This window comes from Ruminococcus sp. AF17-1AC (assembly GCF_003461385.1).
Lineage (GTDB): Bacteria > Bacillota > Clostridia > Oscillospirales > Ruminococcaceae > Hominimerdicola > Hominimerdicola aceti.
This window is the reverse complement of the sequence record NZ_QTWZ01000001.1, coordinates 221,761-239,825: the sequence shown is the minus strand read 5'-3', so window position 1 is coordinate 239,825 and position 18,065 is coordinate 221,761. Positions and strand designations below refer to the sequence as shown.

Annotated in this window: 16 protein-coding genes; all 16 read right to left on the bottom strand. The window is 43.0% G+C overall.

Annotated features, from left to right (window positions below; translation table 11 throughout):
• Positions 1 to 25 precede the first annotated feature (25 nt).
• Positions 26 to 1,189 carry an iron-containing alcohol dehydrogenase family protein gene (locus tag DWW81_RS01035; RefSeq protein ID WP_243004726.1) on the bottom strand — a complete coding sequence of 388 codons (1,164 nt, stop codon included), beginning with the start codon at positions 1,187 to 1,189 and terminating at the stop codon, positions 26 to 28.
• Between the two features lie 110 nt (positions 1,190 to 1,299).
• Complete coding sequence (locus DWW81_RS01030) at positions 1,300 to 1,527, bottom strand: hypothetical protein (protein ID WP_117896376.1); 228 nt, start codon at positions 1,525 to 1,527, stop codon at positions 1,300 to 1,302.
• A 54-nt stretch (positions 1,528 to 1,581) separates the two neighbouring features.
• Positions 1,582 to 2,652 carry a response regulator gene (locus tag DWW81_RS01025; protein WP_117896374.1) on the bottom strand — a complete coding sequence of 357 codons (1,071 nt, stop codon included), beginning with the start codon at positions 2,650 to 2,652 and terminating at the stop codon, positions 1,582 to 1,584.
• A 25-nt stretch (positions 2,653 to 2,677) separates the two neighbouring features.
• The gene (gene urtE / locus DWW81_RS01020) at positions 2,678 to 3,370 is read right to left on the bottom strand and encodes an urea ABC transporter ATP-binding subunit UrtE (protein ID WP_117896372.1); all 693 of its coding nucleotides are present in this window, start codon (positions 3,368 to 3,370) and stop codon (positions 2,678 to 2,680) included.
• 1 nt (position 3,371) lies between these two features.
• The gene (gene urtD, locus DWW81_RS01015) at positions 3,372 to 4,151 is read right to left on the bottom strand and encodes an urea ABC transporter ATP-binding protein UrtD (protein WP_117876783.1); all 780 of its coding nucleotides are present in this window, start codon (positions 4,149 to 4,151) and stop codon (positions 3,372 to 3,374) included.
• Position 4,152: 1 nt separating this feature from the next.
• Positions 4,153 to 5,262: an urea ABC transporter permease subunit UrtC gene (gene urtC / locus DWW81_RS01010; RefSeq protein WP_117896370.1), complete on the bottom strand. Its 1,110-nt coding sequence runs from the start codon at positions 5,260 to 5,262 to the stop codon at positions 4,153 to 4,155.
• Positions 5,263 to 5,279: 17 nt separating this feature from the next.
• The gene (urtB, locus tag DWW81_RS01005; protein ID WP_117896368.1) at positions 5,280 to 6,185 is read right to left on the bottom strand and encodes an urea ABC transporter permease subunit UrtB; all 906 of its coding nucleotides are present in this window, start codon (positions 6,183 to 6,185) and stop codon (positions 5,280 to 5,282) included.
• Between the two features lie 98 nt (positions 6,186 to 6,283).
• Positions 6,284 to 7,525 carry an urea ABC transporter substrate-binding protein gene (urtA, locus tag DWW81_RS01000; protein WP_117896366.1) on the bottom strand — a complete coding sequence of 414 codons (1,242 nt, stop codon included), beginning with the start codon at positions 7,523 to 7,525 and terminating at the stop codon, positions 6,284 to 6,286.
• 127 nt (positions 7,526 to 7,652) lie between these two features.
• Positions 7,653 to 8,345: a cytidylate kinase-like family protein gene (locus DWW81_RS00995; protein WP_117896364.1), complete on the bottom strand. Its 693-nt coding sequence runs from the start codon at positions 8,343 to 8,345 to the stop codon at positions 7,653 to 7,655.
• Positions 8,346 to 8,435: 90 nt separating this feature from the next.
• Entirely contained in the window at positions 8,436 to 9,194 is a 759-nt protein-coding gene (locus tag DWW81_RS00990) for a response regulator (RefSeq protein WP_181982630.1), read from the bottom strand.
• Between the two features lie 5 nt (positions 9,195 to 9,199).
• Complete coding sequence (locus tag DWW81_RS00985) at positions 9,200 to 11,911, bottom strand: response regulator (protein WP_117896360.1); 2,712 nt, start codon at positions 11,909 to 11,911, stop codon at positions 9,200 to 9,202.
• Between the two features lie 127 nt (positions 11,912 to 12,038).
• The gene (locus DWW81_RS13500; protein ID WP_278307502.1) at positions 12,039 to 12,233 is read right to left on the bottom strand and encodes a DUF4143 domain-containing protein; all 195 of its coding nucleotides are present in this window, start codon (positions 12,231 to 12,233) and stop codon (positions 12,039 to 12,041) included.
• Positions 12,229 to 12,762, bottom strand: coding sequence for a hypothetical protein (locus DWW81_RS00975; RefSeq protein WP_147338946.1), 534 nt, complete (start codon positions 12,760 to 12,762; stop codon positions 12,229 to 12,231). The genes DWW81_RS13500 and DWW81_RS00975 overlap by 5 nt, the downstream gene beginning before the upstream one ends.
• A gap of 124 nt (positions 12,763 to 12,886) precedes the next feature.
• Complete coding sequence (locus DWW81_RS00970) at positions 12,887 to 13,582, bottom strand: hypothetical protein (RefSeq protein ID WP_117876754.1); 696 nt, start codon at positions 13,580 to 13,582, stop codon at positions 12,887 to 12,889.
• A 328-nt stretch (positions 13,583 to 13,910) separates the two neighbouring features.
• Positions 13,911 to 15,254, bottom strand: coding sequence for a hypothetical protein (locus DWW81_RS00965; protein ID WP_117896356.1), 1,344 nt, complete (start codon positions 15,252 to 15,254; stop codon positions 13,911 to 13,913).
• Between the two features lie 194 nt (positions 15,255 to 15,448).
• Positions 15,449 to 17,626 (bottom strand): transglutaminase domain-containing protein, encoded by a 2,178-nt coding sequence (locus DWW81_RS00960; protein ID WP_117896354.1) that lies wholly within the window; start codon positions 17,624 to 17,626, stop codon positions 15,449 to 15,451.
• Positions 17,627 to 18,065: the final 439 nt, after the last annotated feature.

Below are 18,065 nucleotides of genomic sequence, written 5' to 3'. Positions count from 1 at the left end.
ATTGATGTTATTAAAGGAAAGGCGCTTATATTCTCTTTGCTAGAAATTCCTTTCCTGCCTTATCAGTATCAAGTATCGCCTTAATAAACTTTTCTTCCGAAGGCTCGCCAGGAACATAAGTCCACTCAACAACGCTTGCCGCCTTATGTGCAATGGCTGGGACATCTTCTTCTGTCAGAGCTATCTCTCCTAATGTGCATGGCAGACCTATACTGCGGTTGAACTCAAAAATGCGCTGACGTTCTTCATACTGCTTGTCATACGTAAGCAGGCAAAGCACACCGAATGAAACTATCTCTCCGTGGAGGTGATCATGCTCGCACTTTGGAAACAGCGAAGCGCCATAGTAAACACAGTGGGCAAGAGATGAATTATAATAGTAATCGTCCTTTGGGTCGGGGTTGTTTTGGTGAACAGTAAAATTTGAAACGAGACCTGTTGTAATGATGATATCAAGAGCTATCTGCTCGATATTCTTTGAAGAAACGTTATCTCTGCAATCCTCAAGTGCTTTTTTTCCGTAGGATACAAGCGGTTTTGTGCATGCCTCTGCAAGAACTCTGCCAAGCAAAGGCGTATGGGTCATATCCTTATCACGGCAGGCAAAGACCACCTCGTACTCTTTGCTGAGAGCGTCACCGATACCAGCCCAGAAAAGCTTTTCAGGTGATTCTGCGATTATTTTTGTGTTGATGAAAGTATGAAGTGCAGGTGCTTTGAGGTAAGCGTATTCCTTGAAAGTGCCGTCAGCGTTGTAGATAACAGATATTGCCGTGCAGGAAGCGCAGTTTGAAGCAAGGGTCGGGAAAGTGAAAAACGGCTTGTCAATTCTGTCGCAAAGGGTCTTTACAGTATCAACGGAACGTCCGCCGCCAACGCCAAAGACCATATCTGCATTTTGCACTTCCGGCATAGCTTTAAGCATTTCAATGTTCTCATAATTTGAGTCGCCGCCATACCATATGAAGTCGGTTATCTCAAGGTCAGAGCCGTCGAGAGCCGCAAGCAGTTCAGGCTTAGCCTTTTCCATAGCGGTCTTGCCGCCGATAACAACAGCGGTTTTTCCATAACGTCGGGTAACATAAGGTATTTCTTTGTAGCAGTCGTCGCCAATAGAGTAGCTTGGTAAAAATTCGTTGTATGACATATTCTTTCCTCCGTTATTTTTAACGGCATTTTCTACCGTCATAATTATATGATTTAATAATACAACTATTTATAGAGTAATTTTGTGATATTTTGTTAATAATTATTAAAGATATATCAAAAAGCGGCACTCCCACTGAGAGTACCGCTATATTATTCTTCCTCGCGGATAGTCTTAACGCCAAAAACAAAATATACCACATGGCACACCCAAACCACTGCCACTGTTCCGCCTGCGCCTTCGTCACGGAGCACTTTGAGTATCACCGCTTCGTTAATGCTGTCAAGATTGCCTGTCGGCTCGTCAAGTATAGCGAACATCTTGTCCCTTGCCGCCATGCCGTTCATTGCAGCGTGAAAAAAGCTGCCTAACCTTCTCATTTGTATGAAAAAAAATCAGCCGAGAGCATCAAACAAACAGTACAGCTTTTATAGCTATTTAGGAAAATACAGAGTAAATTCTGCACCCTTGTCAACCTCGCCATATGCTTCTATCCTGCCACCATGACGCTTTATTATGCGGTCTGCCGTGGCAAGCCCGATGCCGCTGCCTTCGTATTCTTCGTCAAGATGAAGCCGCTGAAAAACGCCGAAAAGCTTGTCAGCATATGCCATGTCAAACCCTGTGCCATTATCTCTGAAGGATATCACACCATAGCTTTCGTCAGGTATCGCAGACACTGTTATAACAGCATTCTGCCTGTGTCGGGTGAATTTGAAAGCATTCGTCATAAGATTTTTCACAAGCATTCTCACCAGCACATCATCACCGCTTATTTGCGGCAAACTACCCTCAATAAGTGTTATATTTCTCTCAGGCTCAGCGGACTTGCACTCATCGAAGATATCACTTACTAATTCATTCATATCAAGCGTTTCATATTCCGGCTCGATGCTGCACATTTTTGAGAAACTAAGAAGACGTTCTATCATTGTGATAAGCTTTGCAGTCTTGCCCTCTATCATTGAAGCTATCTTCAATGCGTCCTCTGTGTTGCCTGCTCGTATGTCTTCTTTCAGCGTGTCCGCCAACATCTGCGTAACATTCAGCGGCGAACGCAGATCGTGAGATATTGCCGAACAAAACAGACTAAGCTCATTATTTGCCTCCTCAAGCTTTCTGCGCTTGCTGTATATTTCAAGGTGAGTTTTAACTCGTGCCAAAAGCTCCTCTTTTGTGAACGGCTTCACAACATAGTCACAGCACCCAAGCTCAAAGCCCTTTTTTATCATGGCAGGGTCGGATTCAGAAGTCATGAAGATAACAGGTATCTCCTTTGTTTCCTCATCAGATTTGAAATGCCTGCAAAGCTCCAGACCGTCCATGCCCTCCATTTTGATATCCAAAAGGATAAGGTGAGGCTTGCTCTTTTCTGTCATTTTAAGAGCCGCATTTGCACTTGTCGCCCCAAGCACCCCGAAGCCCTCGTTTCGCAGTATAGTGCCTGCAAAGGCTATATGCTCAGGCATATCGTCAACAATAAGTATCTCCGCTTTTTCAAACATTCCATCACCGCCTTGCCTAAAAATACTATTCCGTCATGAGTCTTTGTACCTCGTCCTTGTCTGCAAGCTTTGTTTCGTTAGCATAGACTATCTCGCCCTTTTCCATTACATAAAGCTTGTTGGTGTTTTCAAGAACAAAATCCAAATACTGCTCCACAAGAAGCACTGTTATGCCTTTCCACTCGTTTATTTTCTGTATCGCCGCTCCTATATCCTGAATTATCGACGGCTGTATGCCCTCTGTAGGCTCGTCAAGAATAAGTATCTTCGGCTCTGCTGCGAGGGCTCTTGCAATTGCTAACTGCTGTTGCTGACCGCCTGAAAGGTCGCCGCCCTTACGCTTTGCAAACTTCGGAAGTATAGGGAATAGATCATATATATAATCAGGCACCTTGCCCTTACCGCCCTTTGGCTGCAATCCAAGCTCGATATTTTCCTCAACTGTCATCCGTGAAAAAATATCACGTCCCTGTGGAACATAGCCTATGCCAAGCTTTACACGCTCATAGACAGGCTTTTTGATGATGTTCTCCCCGTCAAATATTATCTCGCCTTTCGGGGTCTTTACAATTCCCATTATGCTTTTGAGAGTGGTGCTTTTGCCAACGCCATTTCTGCCTATAAGCCCCACTATCCCGCCTTTTTCTACCTCAAAGCTCAGGTTTTCTATAACACGGCTCTCACCGTAATATGAGTCAACGTTTTTCAAGCTTAGCATTTTACTCGCCTCCTCTTCCCAGATAAACAGCCTGAACTGTCTTGTCTGCAAGTATGTCGCCGATGTTGCCCTCCATGAGCATTTTGCCCTCATGAAGCACAGTTACGATATCAGCTGCCTGCTTTACAAAGTCCATATCATGCTCGATAACGATAATAGTGCAATCCTTTTTTATCTCCTTTAGGATCTCGCCCGTTCGGAAAGTTTCGGGCTTACCCATGCCTGCGGCAGGCTCGTCAAGCATTATTATCTCAGGCTTCTGCACAAGCTGCATCGCTATCTCAAGCCACTGCTTCTGACCATGAGCAAGACTGCCTGCACGTTCTGACGCTTTATCCTCAAGTCCCACACGTTCAAGCGTCGAGCGGATATTTTCCATATCCTCCTTTGAAGGCTTTTTGAAAATAGAATCAAGTATGCCCTTGTGACCCTTTAGAGAAAGTATCATGTTCTCCTCCACAGTGAGGTTTACGAATACAGATGGTACCTGAAACTTTCTTCCCACGCCCTCCTGCACGATTTTATATTCCTTCATGCCTGTGAGCCTTACGGCTTCTCTGCCTTTGGGGTGGAAAATAACTGTGCCGGAGGTGGGCTTTGTCTTTGCACAGATTATGTCAAGAAGCGTGGTCTTTCCAGCGCCGTTGGGTCCGATGAAAAAATGTATGCTGTTGCGCATGACCTTTGTTCTCACCTCTGTGAGAGCGTAAAAGCCGTCAAAGGAAACGGAAATATTGTTTATTTCAAGAACAACGTCATTTGTCTTTGTATCTGCAGCCATTTTACGCCGCCTCCTTTGCCTTGTCTTTGCCATTTGCTTTAAGCTTGCGGAAAAGTGCTGGGAGCTGTTCGCTGACGATGCCAACGATACCGCTCTTGAAGAATATGATAGTCACGCAGAACACTGCGCCGATTATATACTGCCATATCTCAACCATGCTTCCTGAGCTGAGATTATACTCGCAGAGATTTATAAGAAGCGCACCAATAACAGCGCCTATTATCGTTCCTCTGCCGCCGACAGCTACCCATATGACCATTGTGATAGAATAGGAAATAGTCATTTGTGACGGAGTAATGCTTCCGTTGAAATTTACAAAAACTGCACCTGCGATACCAGCCAGTGCCGCAGACAGAACATAGATAAAGTTCTTATATGCGCTTACCTTATAGCCTGAGAAATATGTTCTGTTCTCGCCATCTCTGATAGCGATAAGAAGCTTGCCGAACTTGCGGCTAACAAGAAATCTTGACAGTGCAAAGATAAGGGTCATAAGAATAAGCGCAAGATAATAAAGCTTGAACATCTCGTTTCGGTGAAGATTGCCCTTTATGCTTCCGAAAATGGTCTTTATCTCTGTGATACCCACGTTTCCGTTCGTATAGGAAGAAAGTGCGATAAAGATAGAATAAGCCGCCCATGTGAGTGCCTGTGAGATGATAGAGAAATAAACGCCCTTTACTCTGTTTTTAAAGATAAAATATCCGATAATAAACGCCACCACTGAGGGTACTGCTATAATAAGGATAAGGGTCAGAGCAAAGGAATTGAAAGGCTTCCAGATAAGAGGAAGTTCATCAAGTCCGCCTATGTGCATAAAGTCCGTTATCTTTCCGCCTGTTTCCTGAAGCTTAAGGTACATTGCCATGCAGTATCCGCCAAGTGCGAAATAAAGTCCGTGACCAAGGCTCAGGATACCTGTATATCCCCATATAAGATCGATACCCATTGCGGCAATGGCGAACGCCATACACTTGCCGAGAAATATAACTGTAGATGAACCGGAGAGCATTCCGGCATTAAGAAGCAACGGCATGATGCCAAGTATTATTGCTATTATAAGAAAGCTTATAGCCGCCCCTCTCTTTTTGAAAAATCCGCTAACTTTCATTGACCGAAACACCTCCCTTACTCGTCGAGATTTCTGCTCTTGATAACGAAAAGTCCCTGTGGACGCTTCTGCAAAAAGATAATAACGATAAGCAGAACGATAGCTTTTGCGATAGTTGATGAAGTATAATTCTCTGTGAAAATGCTTGCAGAGCCTATTATCACAGAGCCGATAGCAGTACCAAGAAGCTTGCCAACGCCGCCGAGAACGACTGCCATAAAGCTGTTTACTATGTAGCTCTGACCAACTGTCGAGTCGATAGAACCAAGAAGCGCCACCGAGCAGCCTGCGATACCGGCAAGACCTGAGCCGATAGCAAAGGTGATGTTATCCACCTTGCGTGAGTTTATGCCCATACATTTTGCCATTGTTCTGTTTTGCATAACCGCTCTCATCCGCTTGCCGAAGTTTGACTTATACATAATAAACCACACCAGAAGCAGACAAAGCGCCACAAGAAGAATGATGAAAAGTCTGTTGTATGAGAATGTACAGCCGCCTATCTTTATTCCACCGTTCAGAAATGACGGTGCTGTTACGTTTACGCCCTGTGTGCCGAAAATGCTTCTTGCCGCCTGCTGTAAAATAAGGCTTATGCCCCATGTTGCAAGCAAGCTGTCTATCTCCCGCCCGTATAATCGGGAGATGATAAACTTTTCAAGCAAGCTTCCAAGAATGAACGTAACGCCGAATGCGGCAGGGATAGCAACAAAATAATAAACGTCACGAATGCTTTCGGTACAGTATTTTACGAATATTTGCTGAACGACATATGTCGTATATGCGCCTATCATCACAAACTCTCCATGAGCCATGTTTATTACTCTCATAAGCCCGAAAGTTATTGCAAGACCGAGAGAAGAAAGTAGTATGATAGAACTAAGGCTTACGCCGTTGAACATAGTGTTTATAAAACGATCCATAGATTTTTGCCACGTCCTTTCGTGCCCTTAATAATGCACAGCCAAATTACTGACTGTGCATTAAAGGATACTTACAGAGGATTTATTATGAAATATGCTTATTCAAGAGGCTGGATTCCTGCCTTAACTGCCCAATCATAAGTTGAGAGATATGGGTCTGGAGCAACAGGATCAGTTGCGTAGATCTCGTTGATAAGTCCGTCGTCGCCCACCTGACCGATCCTTACAGGCTTTACAAGGTGGTGATTGTCGCCCTGGATAGTTACAGTGCCTTCCGGTGCGTCAAAGGATATCTCACCTGATTCAACCGCCTTGATAACGTCCTCAGGCTCAAAGCTGTCTGCTTTTTCGCAGGCTGCTTTCCAAAGGTAAACTGCGTCATATGCGGCTTCCGCAGGGTCAGATGTTACTCTGTTCTCACCGTACGCATCCTTATATGCCTTAACAAATTCCTTGTTCTTTTCTGTGTCTGTTGTCTGATAATAGTTCCATGATACCATGTGACCCTTAAGGATATCAGCGCCAATTGTAGCGACCTCTTCTTCTGCGATAGAGAATGACATTGTCATGTAATCCTTGCTTGTATAGTTCTTTTCAGACATCTGCTTGAAGAATGAAACGTTGCCTGTTCCGTTAAGAGTGTTGATGATAACGTCAGGCTTTGCAGCTTCGATCTTTGAGATGATAGCTGCAAAATCCGTCTGATCCATATCTGCATACTCTTCACCAACGGCTTTTGCACCCTTTGCTTCAAGCTGTGCGTTGATTATCATGTTCGCTGTTCTTGGGAAAACGTAGTCAGAACCAAGGAGGAAGAACTTCTTATAGCCCTGATCAAGCAGATAATCGATAGCAGGAACGATCTGCTGGTTTGGCGCTGCGCCTGTGTATACGATATTCGATGAGCTTTCCATACCCTCATACTGAACAGGATACCAAAGAAGTGAGCCGTATTCCTCAACGATAGACTTAACAGCCTTTCTTGATGATGAAGTCCAGCAGCCGAAGATAGTTGAAACGCCCTCGCTGTCAATAAGCTTTTCAGCCTTTGTTGCGAATGTTGACGGCTCGGAAGCTCCGTCCTCTTCAACGTATTCTATCTGCTTGCCATTTACACCGCCTGCGGCATTTATCTCCTTGATAGCAAGCACCTCAGCGTCACGAACTGACTTTTCACTGATAGCCATTGAGCCTGTGAGGGAGTGAAGAAGTCCCACCTTAACTGTGTCGCCGTCGCCACTGCTTGAGCCTCCTCCTGAACCGCAGGCTGTGAGCATTGTTGCCGCCAGAGCCGCTGCTGAAAGCACCGCTAAAAATCTCTTCATTCTTGTCTTTTTCATAGTGTTTTCCTCCAATTCATTTTACTTTTCCATACTAAATGCAATAAAAAAATTGGCTCTCTGCTCTAAAGGGTATTTTCCCTTGACAGATAAACCAACTTCATTGTTGTAATATTAAGTTTTTTACCTAAAACAGACCAAGCTGCTTAAGCGCCTTATCATTTTCCGCTGTACCTTTTTTACCGAGGATATCCTCACCAAGCTTTATCTTCAGATACTGAATGATAAGCTCCGTGCATTTATCCATTCCCATACGGTCAGAATTAAGGGCCATATCGTAAAGCACCGGATTTGTCCACGTTTCACCGCCCGTGTAATACTTATAGTAATCGGCACGATAGCGGTCGGTCTGATAGATCATTCTGTGAGCTTCTTCTTCGGTAACGCCAAGACGTTCTATAACATTTTTCACGCAGAAAGCTCTTGGAGCTTCTATATACACGCTTACGGTGTTTTCATAGTCACGCAGCAGGTGATTTGCACATTTTCCAATGATAATGCAGGATTGCTGTTTGGCAAGCTCCTTGATTATCTTCGCCTGAATATTGTAAAGATTAACGTCGGAAATGAAGCTCTTGTCCGTCGGCTCAACGATATCGTCCTTGTTCGCAGACTTCATAAGTCTTTTGATAAGGTGGTAGCCCCTCAGCTTTTCGTCCACCTGAAAAAACAGATCCTTGTTTATTCCGCTGTAGTTTGAAGCCATGCTGAGTATCTGGCTTTCATAGCAAGGTATCCCAAGCTGTTTTGAAAGAGCAAGTCCGATCTGCTTTCCTCCGCTTCCGAAACCTCTTGCTATGGTAATAACGAAATTGTCCATTTCTATCACCTCCTGTGCTTATAGTATAGCACAAGGGTCAAAAGATAAAAACACTAAAAATCAGAGAAAATCCTATATTTTTCAGACAAGTCACAATGATTGTTTATACTGTGCAGGGGAAACGCCCGTTATCTCTTTAAACACCTTTGTGAAATAGTCTGCACTTGAATAGCCAAGCTCCTCGCTTATCTCATAGGCCTTCATTCCGCTTTGCCGCAAAAGCTTTTTGGCGTATTCTATTTTCACAAGGGTGCTGAATTTGCTGAAGCTTTCCCCTATCTGCCGCCTGAAAAGCTTGCCGAAATAGTCACGGCTGAAGCCAAAATGCTCCGCCGCCTGCTCAACTGAGATATCCCGACAGCTTGTATTTGAAAAATATGTGCAGATATCCTGAGTAAAGCTGTCTCCGCTACTTTTGCCCACGGATTCAAGTGCCGAAAGCACATAGTCTGAGCAGGTGTTTTCAACCTTCTTCTCTTCAAGCTTTTCGGTTACACGTCTTAGCATATCTCCAAGCTTTTGCTCATTGACTGGCTTTAAAAGATAGTCAAACGCCCCAAGCACAAGCCCTTTTCGTGCATATTCAAACTCGTCATATGAGCTTATGAAAGCCACTGCCACATCTATGCCAAGCTCGTTTATCTTTCCAAGAAGCTCTATGCCGTCAATAAACGGCATTCTTATATCCGTCAGCACAAGGTCAAAAGCTTCGGCTTTAAGCGCCGCAAGAGCGTCCTTGCCGTTTGACACCTCTTTTGCTATAACAAAGCCACATTCTTTCCACACCGACATTCGTGAGTAGATAAAGCGCATATCTGCGTCGTCCTCTGCCAAAAGTATCTTATACACACTTGTCACCTCCATAAATCCTCAGACTGTGTGATGCTGAGAAGGTCGTATCTGTTTATGTATTCTTCAAGCTGCCTGAATTTCGTCTTTTCCATGCACTCTTTAAACTCTGCCCTATGCTGTTGAAAATATTCCGCCGCAGAGATATCAAAGGCTTTACAAAGGTCTAAAAGCTCTTTTACAAGCTGTGAGTTTTTCTGGCTCTCTGCATTTTGCACCATGCTGTCATCATCAAGCTGCAAAAATTCTTCAAGCCTGCTCACTGCCTTTTCCCACTGCTCCTCAAAGTCTTTTGTATCAGCATTTTGCGGTGCATCAGATTTGAGAATATCACTTAATGCCTTTGCACTTTCATGAAGCTTTCTGCAACAAAGATTGCCCGAAATCCCTATAACGTCATGGAGTATAATCCGCGCGTTCATATAGTTTCCCGCTTCGATATGCTGGCAGATATATTTCTGGTCGCTTCCGTGTTCGGAAATAAAACGCTTTATTATATCAAATAGTATGCTTTTGCTTCCACCCAAAGCGTCAAGGCAGGCAACGCAATCAAACACCTCATCACCCTGCTCTGTAGCTTTTTCGGGCATTTCACGCCTTATGTGCAAATGCTTGTATATCATTTTTCTAAGATCATCAGGTCGGAAAGGCTTTGAGATATAGCCGTCCATGCCTGCTTCATAGGCTTTCTGTTCTATGCCCGAAACAACGTCGGCGGTAAGAGCGATTATTGGCGTAAGTCCGAAATCAGGAAGCTCTCTTATGTGTCTTGCAGTTTCATAGCCGTCCATATCAGGCATATGCAGGTCAAGAATTATCATATCAGGGCTGTGGCTATTGCAATATTCTATAGCCTTTAAGCCACTGTCGGCGGTATCCACCTGCAAGCCGTATGTGCCTAATATCTCACTTTCGATATCTAGGTTCACACTGTTGTCGTCCACCAACAAAATGACAGCCTTTTCAACAGGCACGCCCTGAGAAGTACCATTTTCGCTCTGCACCTGTGACGACTCTGCAATATCAAATGGCATAAGGAAGCTAAAGCACGAGCCTTTTCCAAGCTGAGATGTAACCTCTATGCTGTATTTACCGCCGCTTGCCGCCTTGACGATAGATTGTGAGATAGGAAGCCCCAGACCTGTTCCGCCGTGACGTCTTGTCACTCCTGCGTCGCTTTGGATAAAAGGCTCAAAAATGCTCTCAAGCCTGTCTTGAGGTATGCCCTCCCCTGAGTCAGAAACGCTGAACATGATAACAACGCTTCTGCCCTTTGTTTCCTGATATTTACAGCTAAAGACCACCTCGCCCCTATCCGTGAACTTCACCGCATTTCCAATTAGATTTACAAGCACCTGCCTTAATCGCAAAGGGTCGCCGCAGACGAAATTAGGCAAATTCCCCGATATATCAAGACGCAATGGGATATCCTTTGCTATGGCTGTGCTTTCCATTATGGAATAAGTGTCGCTTATAAGCTTCACAAGGTCAAAATCTGTATATTCGAGCTGCAAGCTTCCCGACTCTATTTTGTAAAAGTCAAGAACGTTATTTATAAGACCAAGAAGATTTTCTGAGGCTGTGTTTATATTAGTGCAATATCTCTTCTGAGCATCATTAAGACTGGTATTTGAAAGCATATAAAGATAGCCTGTGATAGCATTAAGCGGCGTGCGAAGCTCATGGCTCATTTGTGCAAGAAAATCACTTTTTGCACTGTTCGCCCTGTCTGCTTCTTCTTTAGCCTGCCGCATTTGTGCCTCGGCTGTTTCACGCTTTTTAAGCTCATTTTGAAGTATCTGCGAAAGGCGGTTGAAAAGCTCGCCAAATCGAAAAAGCTCATACGCTCCCTTTGGTGACACACGGACGTTTGAAAGGTCAAATTCGGCAGAATTTTCATTACGCTTTGAAAGGCTCTCAGAGTAGTCGTTTATAGGTCTGACATAAAGGCTTTCAAAAACTATCAGTACTATGCCCACAATAACTAGCACGCTCGCTGAACACACAAGCTGTATCACCAGTGCAGTTTCACGTCCTGCGGCAGCGCTTTCCACCTCTGCATCAAGACGTTTATTAAGAGCCTGACGAAAGCGTTCTATAGGCGACATTATCATGGTTTTAGAATCGTTATAAAAGCTGTCATAAAGTATCTCGCGGGAACGCTCTTTCATTTCATCAGGGCTAAGTCCGCTGTATTCCTCAGGCAGTGGCGTATCCTCCACAATGGAAACATACTCGGCCAACCTGCCTCCCTTGCTGTCGCCATACTGTTTAGCTGTTATGCCTTTTGCAGTGAGCATAAGCTTCATTGACACCGTTTCGGTCTTTATGAGAGTATCAGAATACTTTTTGGCTTCCGCAAGAAGCGCAGTTTCGTTCTCAGGAGGATCAAGAGCGGAAAGGCTATTTATAACACGGTCACGGGTCTTTTCCTCATAGACCTCATACCAATAGTTATAAAGATGTTCGATATCTCCTGTTACGGAGAATTTTCTAGCTTCATCGGTAAGATAATCGGAAGCGTCCGCAAGCTCCTGCCCAAGGTCAGAAAGCTCTCCCCTGTTTGATTGTGCGGTATTCTCTCTGTCGATACACCGGGACATATATCTGCTGCTCATTAAAGTAAGAGCAGTAATAAGAAGAAACACCACAACTGCACAGATGGTGATATTGCGGCTTTTGAGCACACTTCTGCCCTTCTTTTTACTGACCTTCACAGAAAACACCCCCACAAAAAAACAAAAAACGCCCCGTGAAAAGTACACGGAGCGTCATTGCCCTTAAATTATTACCTGAAAATTATATCATATTTTTGCAGTTTTGTCAACTGTTGTGGAATTCAGGCTATTTCAACTTCTGTGGAATTTTATTTGCCCAAAGATCATCTTGAGCTTCATTATCAAGCATCACTACCAATAAACCGCTATCAGCAAAATATAGCTTAAATTTATTGTTGTCATAATTCCCTTTCAAGGGTAATTCAGGAAAGCCTAAACAGTAACACACATTTATGATTCCGGCATTGTCAAGCCGATCAATGCACTGCCTCTGCGATAGTTACTGCCACATTTCCTACTTTTGTGAGATCCGTGACGTCCGATGGAAGCCCACCGCTGAGGGTGAGATCTGTGCTTATTGTTAGAATTTCGTCATCGACAGCCTTGTTTTCAGCTGTTGGTATTGTGACTTCATCATATGTAAATTCGCCCTTTACCAAGCTGTATTTATCAAGTGGCTCATATGTAAAATCAACGTCGATATCCGTATTTGAATGGTTTGTAACGCTTATATCATTACCTTTTGCAGACCATTTGCCATTTGTGTCGATATCATATTCATGAGTTTTTGCATTCCAAGTCTTTGTTCCGCTCATATTGTATGTAAACTCCATTTTACCCCATACAACGTCAGCCTGGATAGTTTTTGAGGCTTTGATATCCTCCACATACTTTGCCTTTACACTGATATTCTTTTTGATGTTTCCGTCATCATTCTCCGCTGCAAACACCACCGTACTGAGTGTTGCCGCAAGTGCTAATGCCATTATGGTCGAGATCGTCCTTTTCATAAGTAATTAATCCTTTACAAATCATCATTATTTATGTATTTGGTGCGTCGCCTATCCCGTCCCACCTGCCGTCAAGTCCAATATATCGTCCGTCAATAGTGGTGTTCTTTGCTATTGAACCGTCTCAGTCAAAATAGTACCAATCATCATTCACTTTGACCCAATCTGAGTGCAATTTTCCGTCATCACCAGAATAACGCCCATCATTTCCACCGTCATTGAACCAACCTCTGACAAGCTTGCCGTCTTCATCGGCATAATACCATTCAGTTCCGCCGTCCTTAAACCAACCTGTGACCAATTTGCCGTTCTTATCATAATAGTACCAATCGCCGGTTTCCTCATCCTTATACCAGCCTGTTATCGTACTGTCGCCTGCATCTCCCGAATCATCAGTGGTAACATTCACTGTAACCGTGCCGACCGTCATGCTTTCAAAATGCGCTGTCGGTTTACCCGACAAAGTAAGTTTGCTGTTTCGGCTTTCTGAAATAGGCACTATTAGCTCACTGCTTGAAAAATAGCCTTTTATCTCGTCCATGCCCTCTGCTTGTTTGTATGAAAAATCCGCCATAACACCCACATTCCCTGTGTTTGTCAAAGTAAAATTTCCGCCGCTGTCAGACCAACCGCCACCTTTATATGAGTGGGTCTCAGGATCCCACTGCCCGTCTGTATAGGTAAACTCTAAAGAGTCCCAAGTGATGTCGATGCTCACCTGCACTTTTGAGTCAGAATTATCCGCAGATGCAGAAACAGGCACTAACAACGCCGTGGCAATTCCCATAGCTGCAAAAAAAGCTTTTATCTTTTTATCCATATTTCACCTCTCTTCATCTGACATTATGACAGTCGCCATAGTGTCCACCATTGCTCACCCAACTGTTTCAGTATCATAGCTCATCGTCTGCACAAGCACTTTCGCTGAGTTTTCTATTATTCTCATTTTCATTGTTTAACAAGCAACTCTAATTAACAGCATGAATATTTATAATAATTATCTATGATTCTTAACAAAAAGTCAATAATATTTGCACAAACGGCAAAAAAGTTGCACAAGCGGTAGGTGATTTGGTGTACGGAAAGCAAAGCCTCCCACAGAAACAATTCCGTGGGAGGCTGGTTTATTATATCAAATACTTATTATCTCACTCTTCGTCCTCTCCCACAGCCGAAAACTTTTTATATCGGCGGTGTTCGATTATCTGCTGTTTGTGCTGTTCAAAATACTCGTCATATCTGTTTCTGCCAAACTTTGCTATCAACTTATGATTATAATTCATAAGTTTGGCCGTAAATTCATCACTATCAGCGTAATACAAGTTAAGAAAATCATTATGATCATATCTTTGACCCTTTCGGTCAAAGTCAAGCAGGTCAAGAAGCATTGCGGCATTAAAATCTATTTTCAGATCCTTATGGCTAAGGTTTTCTGCTGTTTCATCACCCACCATATAAACATGGTACAATTCCGGTTCAGCAATAAATCTGTATTCATAGCCACCCTCTTTATTCTTTAATGAAGCGGTGATAATTGCTTTTTTACTCTTGATATCATTATTGAAAAGACCCTTTATACGGCTGAGCAAACGATATGTTTCATAAAACTTCTTCTCTTTTATATCCCCACGAAGAATGTTTTTCTCAGAATCCTCCTTGCTGAAAGACTTATTTCCGGCTTCGATTTCAAACAATGCCTTTGCCGCAACAGCGTTCCAATAATTTTTCACAAATACGCCCTGACCATTGTCCTGATCCTGCTCTACTCTGAAATATCCGCCCTCAGGATAAATAGAAAAGGTCGTTTTGTCAAGCTTTTGCGAGAGGCTGTGCCTTTTTGCATCGGCGGCAGCACCACGGACGCTGACGATAATAACATTTCCAACTATTCTTATAACGCCTATGGCAAGATTGGCGGCTATCACAAAAGGCAGGATAAAGCCCCATGTAATAGCAAAGGTCGCACGCAGAGCGATAAGGATTATCCACAAAGGTCCCCATATGGTCATACCTAGATCGACCTCATATTCCTCACGGGTCATCTCATCTTCAAGAAGAACAACTTTTGAAAAGTTATTATACACAGAACCAAACACATTGAAGCCCTTTCGCCCTATCCTAAACGGAAAGCCTGCCGCAAATATCCAGCAAAGTACGCCTGAGATAAGTGCAGTGAGCCAATAGTATTCAAAATACTTTGCCTGCTTGAAGCTTATCTGCCTGTTCAGAATTTTATTCACAGGCTTTTGCAACGGAGTCACTTTACTAAAGATATTTTTCAGGCTGTTGTCAATATCAGTATACGAAGCCTTTTCACCGTCTTTGACAACGCCAAAGGCACTTCCCACAGTGACGGTCTGCTTTGAGTTTTCAGCTATGTACTTATCATATCTGTCATCGTTTCCTGCGATCTTAGGTATAGCAAAGGTCACAATGACAAGTGCGACCACAAGTATCACAAACTGCATCAGGGCTGTAACAATGTTTTTCATTTTCCATATGTTCCTTTCAAATATGATCTTCTAAATACATTATAATATATTGGAAGGGATTTGGCAAGAAGTATCATAAGATTTTTTTGCCATTATAAAACAAAAAAAAGAGCGACTGAAAAGTTAGGTATCACAAATTTATTAAAGCAAAAAAAATGCTCTGCGGGATCACACTCTCCGCAGAGCATTTCGTTTTAGTATAGCTTTCCGTTTTTCTTGTAACCACCGTCAGCCTCAGAATATTTAAGGCACATAAACTGCCACTTGTAATTCCATTGTGGGCTGTCATAGACCTTTTCTCCGACTTCCAGCAGATAAGTCACTCCGTCTATCTTTATCTCGCCCCAGAAGTGCTGTCCTCCGCCATTGCGGTTGCCCATAACAAGGTTTGCGTCATAGCCGAGATAAACCATCATTTCCACCAGTGCGCCATTGTAATCAGAACATTGACCTTCTTTGTAAACAAAGATATTCTTGCTATGCGAGCCTGTTGGTATCCTGCCATATTTCAAATTCTTTCTTATCCAATCCGCAGTATATTCGATCTTCTTTGCCGCCGACCAATCTTTCTTGAAATGCTTTGAGGCAAAGTTTTTAAGTATCTTCTTCTCCTCTGCTGTAAGAGTGTGCGTCGAGGTCTTTGTTTTCTTGCCCTGAACGTTGTAGATCTTATAAGTGCTGTGGCTCTTTTTTGTTGCCGCATTAAGTCTTGAAACAGTGTTTATCTTGCATTGGATACCCGTCCAGCTACTGTAAACCACCTTTCCGTTTATGGTCTTATAAGCCCTCATTTTGAAGTGATAATTCTTTGAACCTGAAAGGTCTGATTTTGTATAAGAGGTTGTGCTGTTCTTTGTTATCTTCTTGAGCTGAACATAATCGTTATAGCAATCCTTTGGCATACTATAGTAATCGTTATGTGGGATAGTCCACTCATCGCCCTTGCACCAGTATATCTGATATCCATCAGCCTTTGTGTTCTTCTTCCAGCTTATCGTGACTTTCTTATTATAAGCCTTTACCGTCATTTTCGGTGTGGATAACTTCGTGTTGCCTTTTACTGTTATATAAGGACCGGTCTTAGAGTTGTATTCAAGCTTTACGGCATAAGTATAACTCGTTGCCTCTGAAAGCTTCTTGTCAGTATAGCTTGTGGAACTCGTGACCGTCAGACGCTTGTAGGTCTTTTTCTTTGGATCATAGCGATAAACCCTGTATTTGCAATTGCCGATCTTGTTCCAGCTAAGCTTTACAGAAGTGGTAGATTCAGCGGTAGCCTTAAATCCCTTTGGCTTTCCAAGGATGATCTTGAATGTTGTCGAAACAGGGTACCTGCTTTCGTAGTTTCCGCCAAGAGTAACAACAGCCGTCGCAGTGCCTATATTTGTGTTATTGTAATATGTTACAGTATAGTCGGAACTCTTGACCATATTTCCGTCCGCCTTGACAAAAAGGCTCGGTCTGACAGCATTACCGGTATAATCCACATCAGCTATCTTTAGTATCTCGACCTTAGAAACAGCTTTCGGGCTGATAGTAAAAGGCACTGTCACATATCCTGTATAGCCGTTCATTCCTGCTATGGTCATATAGCCTGTTCCGGCATTCACATTGTTTGTGTATGATACATTATAATCAACGCCACATCTTAGCACCGCACCACTAACTGTAACAACAGGTGCAGGAGTCTGAGCGTAGCCCGTGTAGGTGCAGCTGGCATCCACAGAAATGTTATCACTGGATATTTCAGCCTCTACAACGTTATACTCAAAGGAATCGGTTCCATTAAAGTTGCAGATACCTTTAATATAAGCATAATGCCAGCCAAGCTCGCCACAGTCGTCCTCATATTCGATCTCATAGTCAACGCCCTCAGCAAGCACAATATCATTGTATGTAACAATAGGTTTTGGCTGAACAGGGTTACCGGCACAGTAGCTCTGCTCATACTCGCAGTCAATATCCGCACTATAAATATCAGCTGGCACGATATTGAAATTCTTTGTAAAGCTTCCTGTGTAATTACCTATACCAGTGAAAGTAGCCGTCGCAGTACCTACGTTTATGTTGTTCTCATAAGTAACAACATAGTCCTCGTCCTCAGTGAGCCGGTAATAGTTGCTGCTGTCCATAAGAGAATAGCCATAAAGCGTCTTTTCCGTGCCGTCATACGTCTGATTGCCTTCATACCAACTGCTATACATATCCTCAGTCAACTGAATGGCTTCATCGTTCTCAGACGTATAAAGACCGACTTCCTCTCCGCCAGTAGGAATTTGCTCCTCTGCCTCAGCTCCGAAGCATACCACTGCACTTTGCAGTGCAAGGCACACTGCCACTGCCGTCGTAAGCGTCCGCTTAAATAACTTCATATTATTTTTTCCTTTCCACTATAATTTCTCATATATTACTAATTTTATCACAAAGATGTGGCAATGTCAAGATAAAATACAACAAATAGGAAGCCTCATGACATTCAGTTAGATCGTGAAGTGGAGGATGTAAAATACGGTGATACCACACAAGAATAAGGAGGTTTGATTATGATCTCTGAATTTGTACGAGAACAAAAAAGATATATTCTGACGGCTTGATAGAATCAATATAAAGGAAATTTTATATCGGTATATATGCTCACAACGCAGCGTATATACCGATTTTTGTTTCGAAAAGTTTCTTAATTTTCTGAAATTTAAAAGCGGAGTTTTGTGTACATACAACATATTATACTTCATATGTGATAAAAATTAGTCATATTGTTCAATTAATCTACGAAAAATTATGCTAAAATACGAAAATTATTTGTGTAAA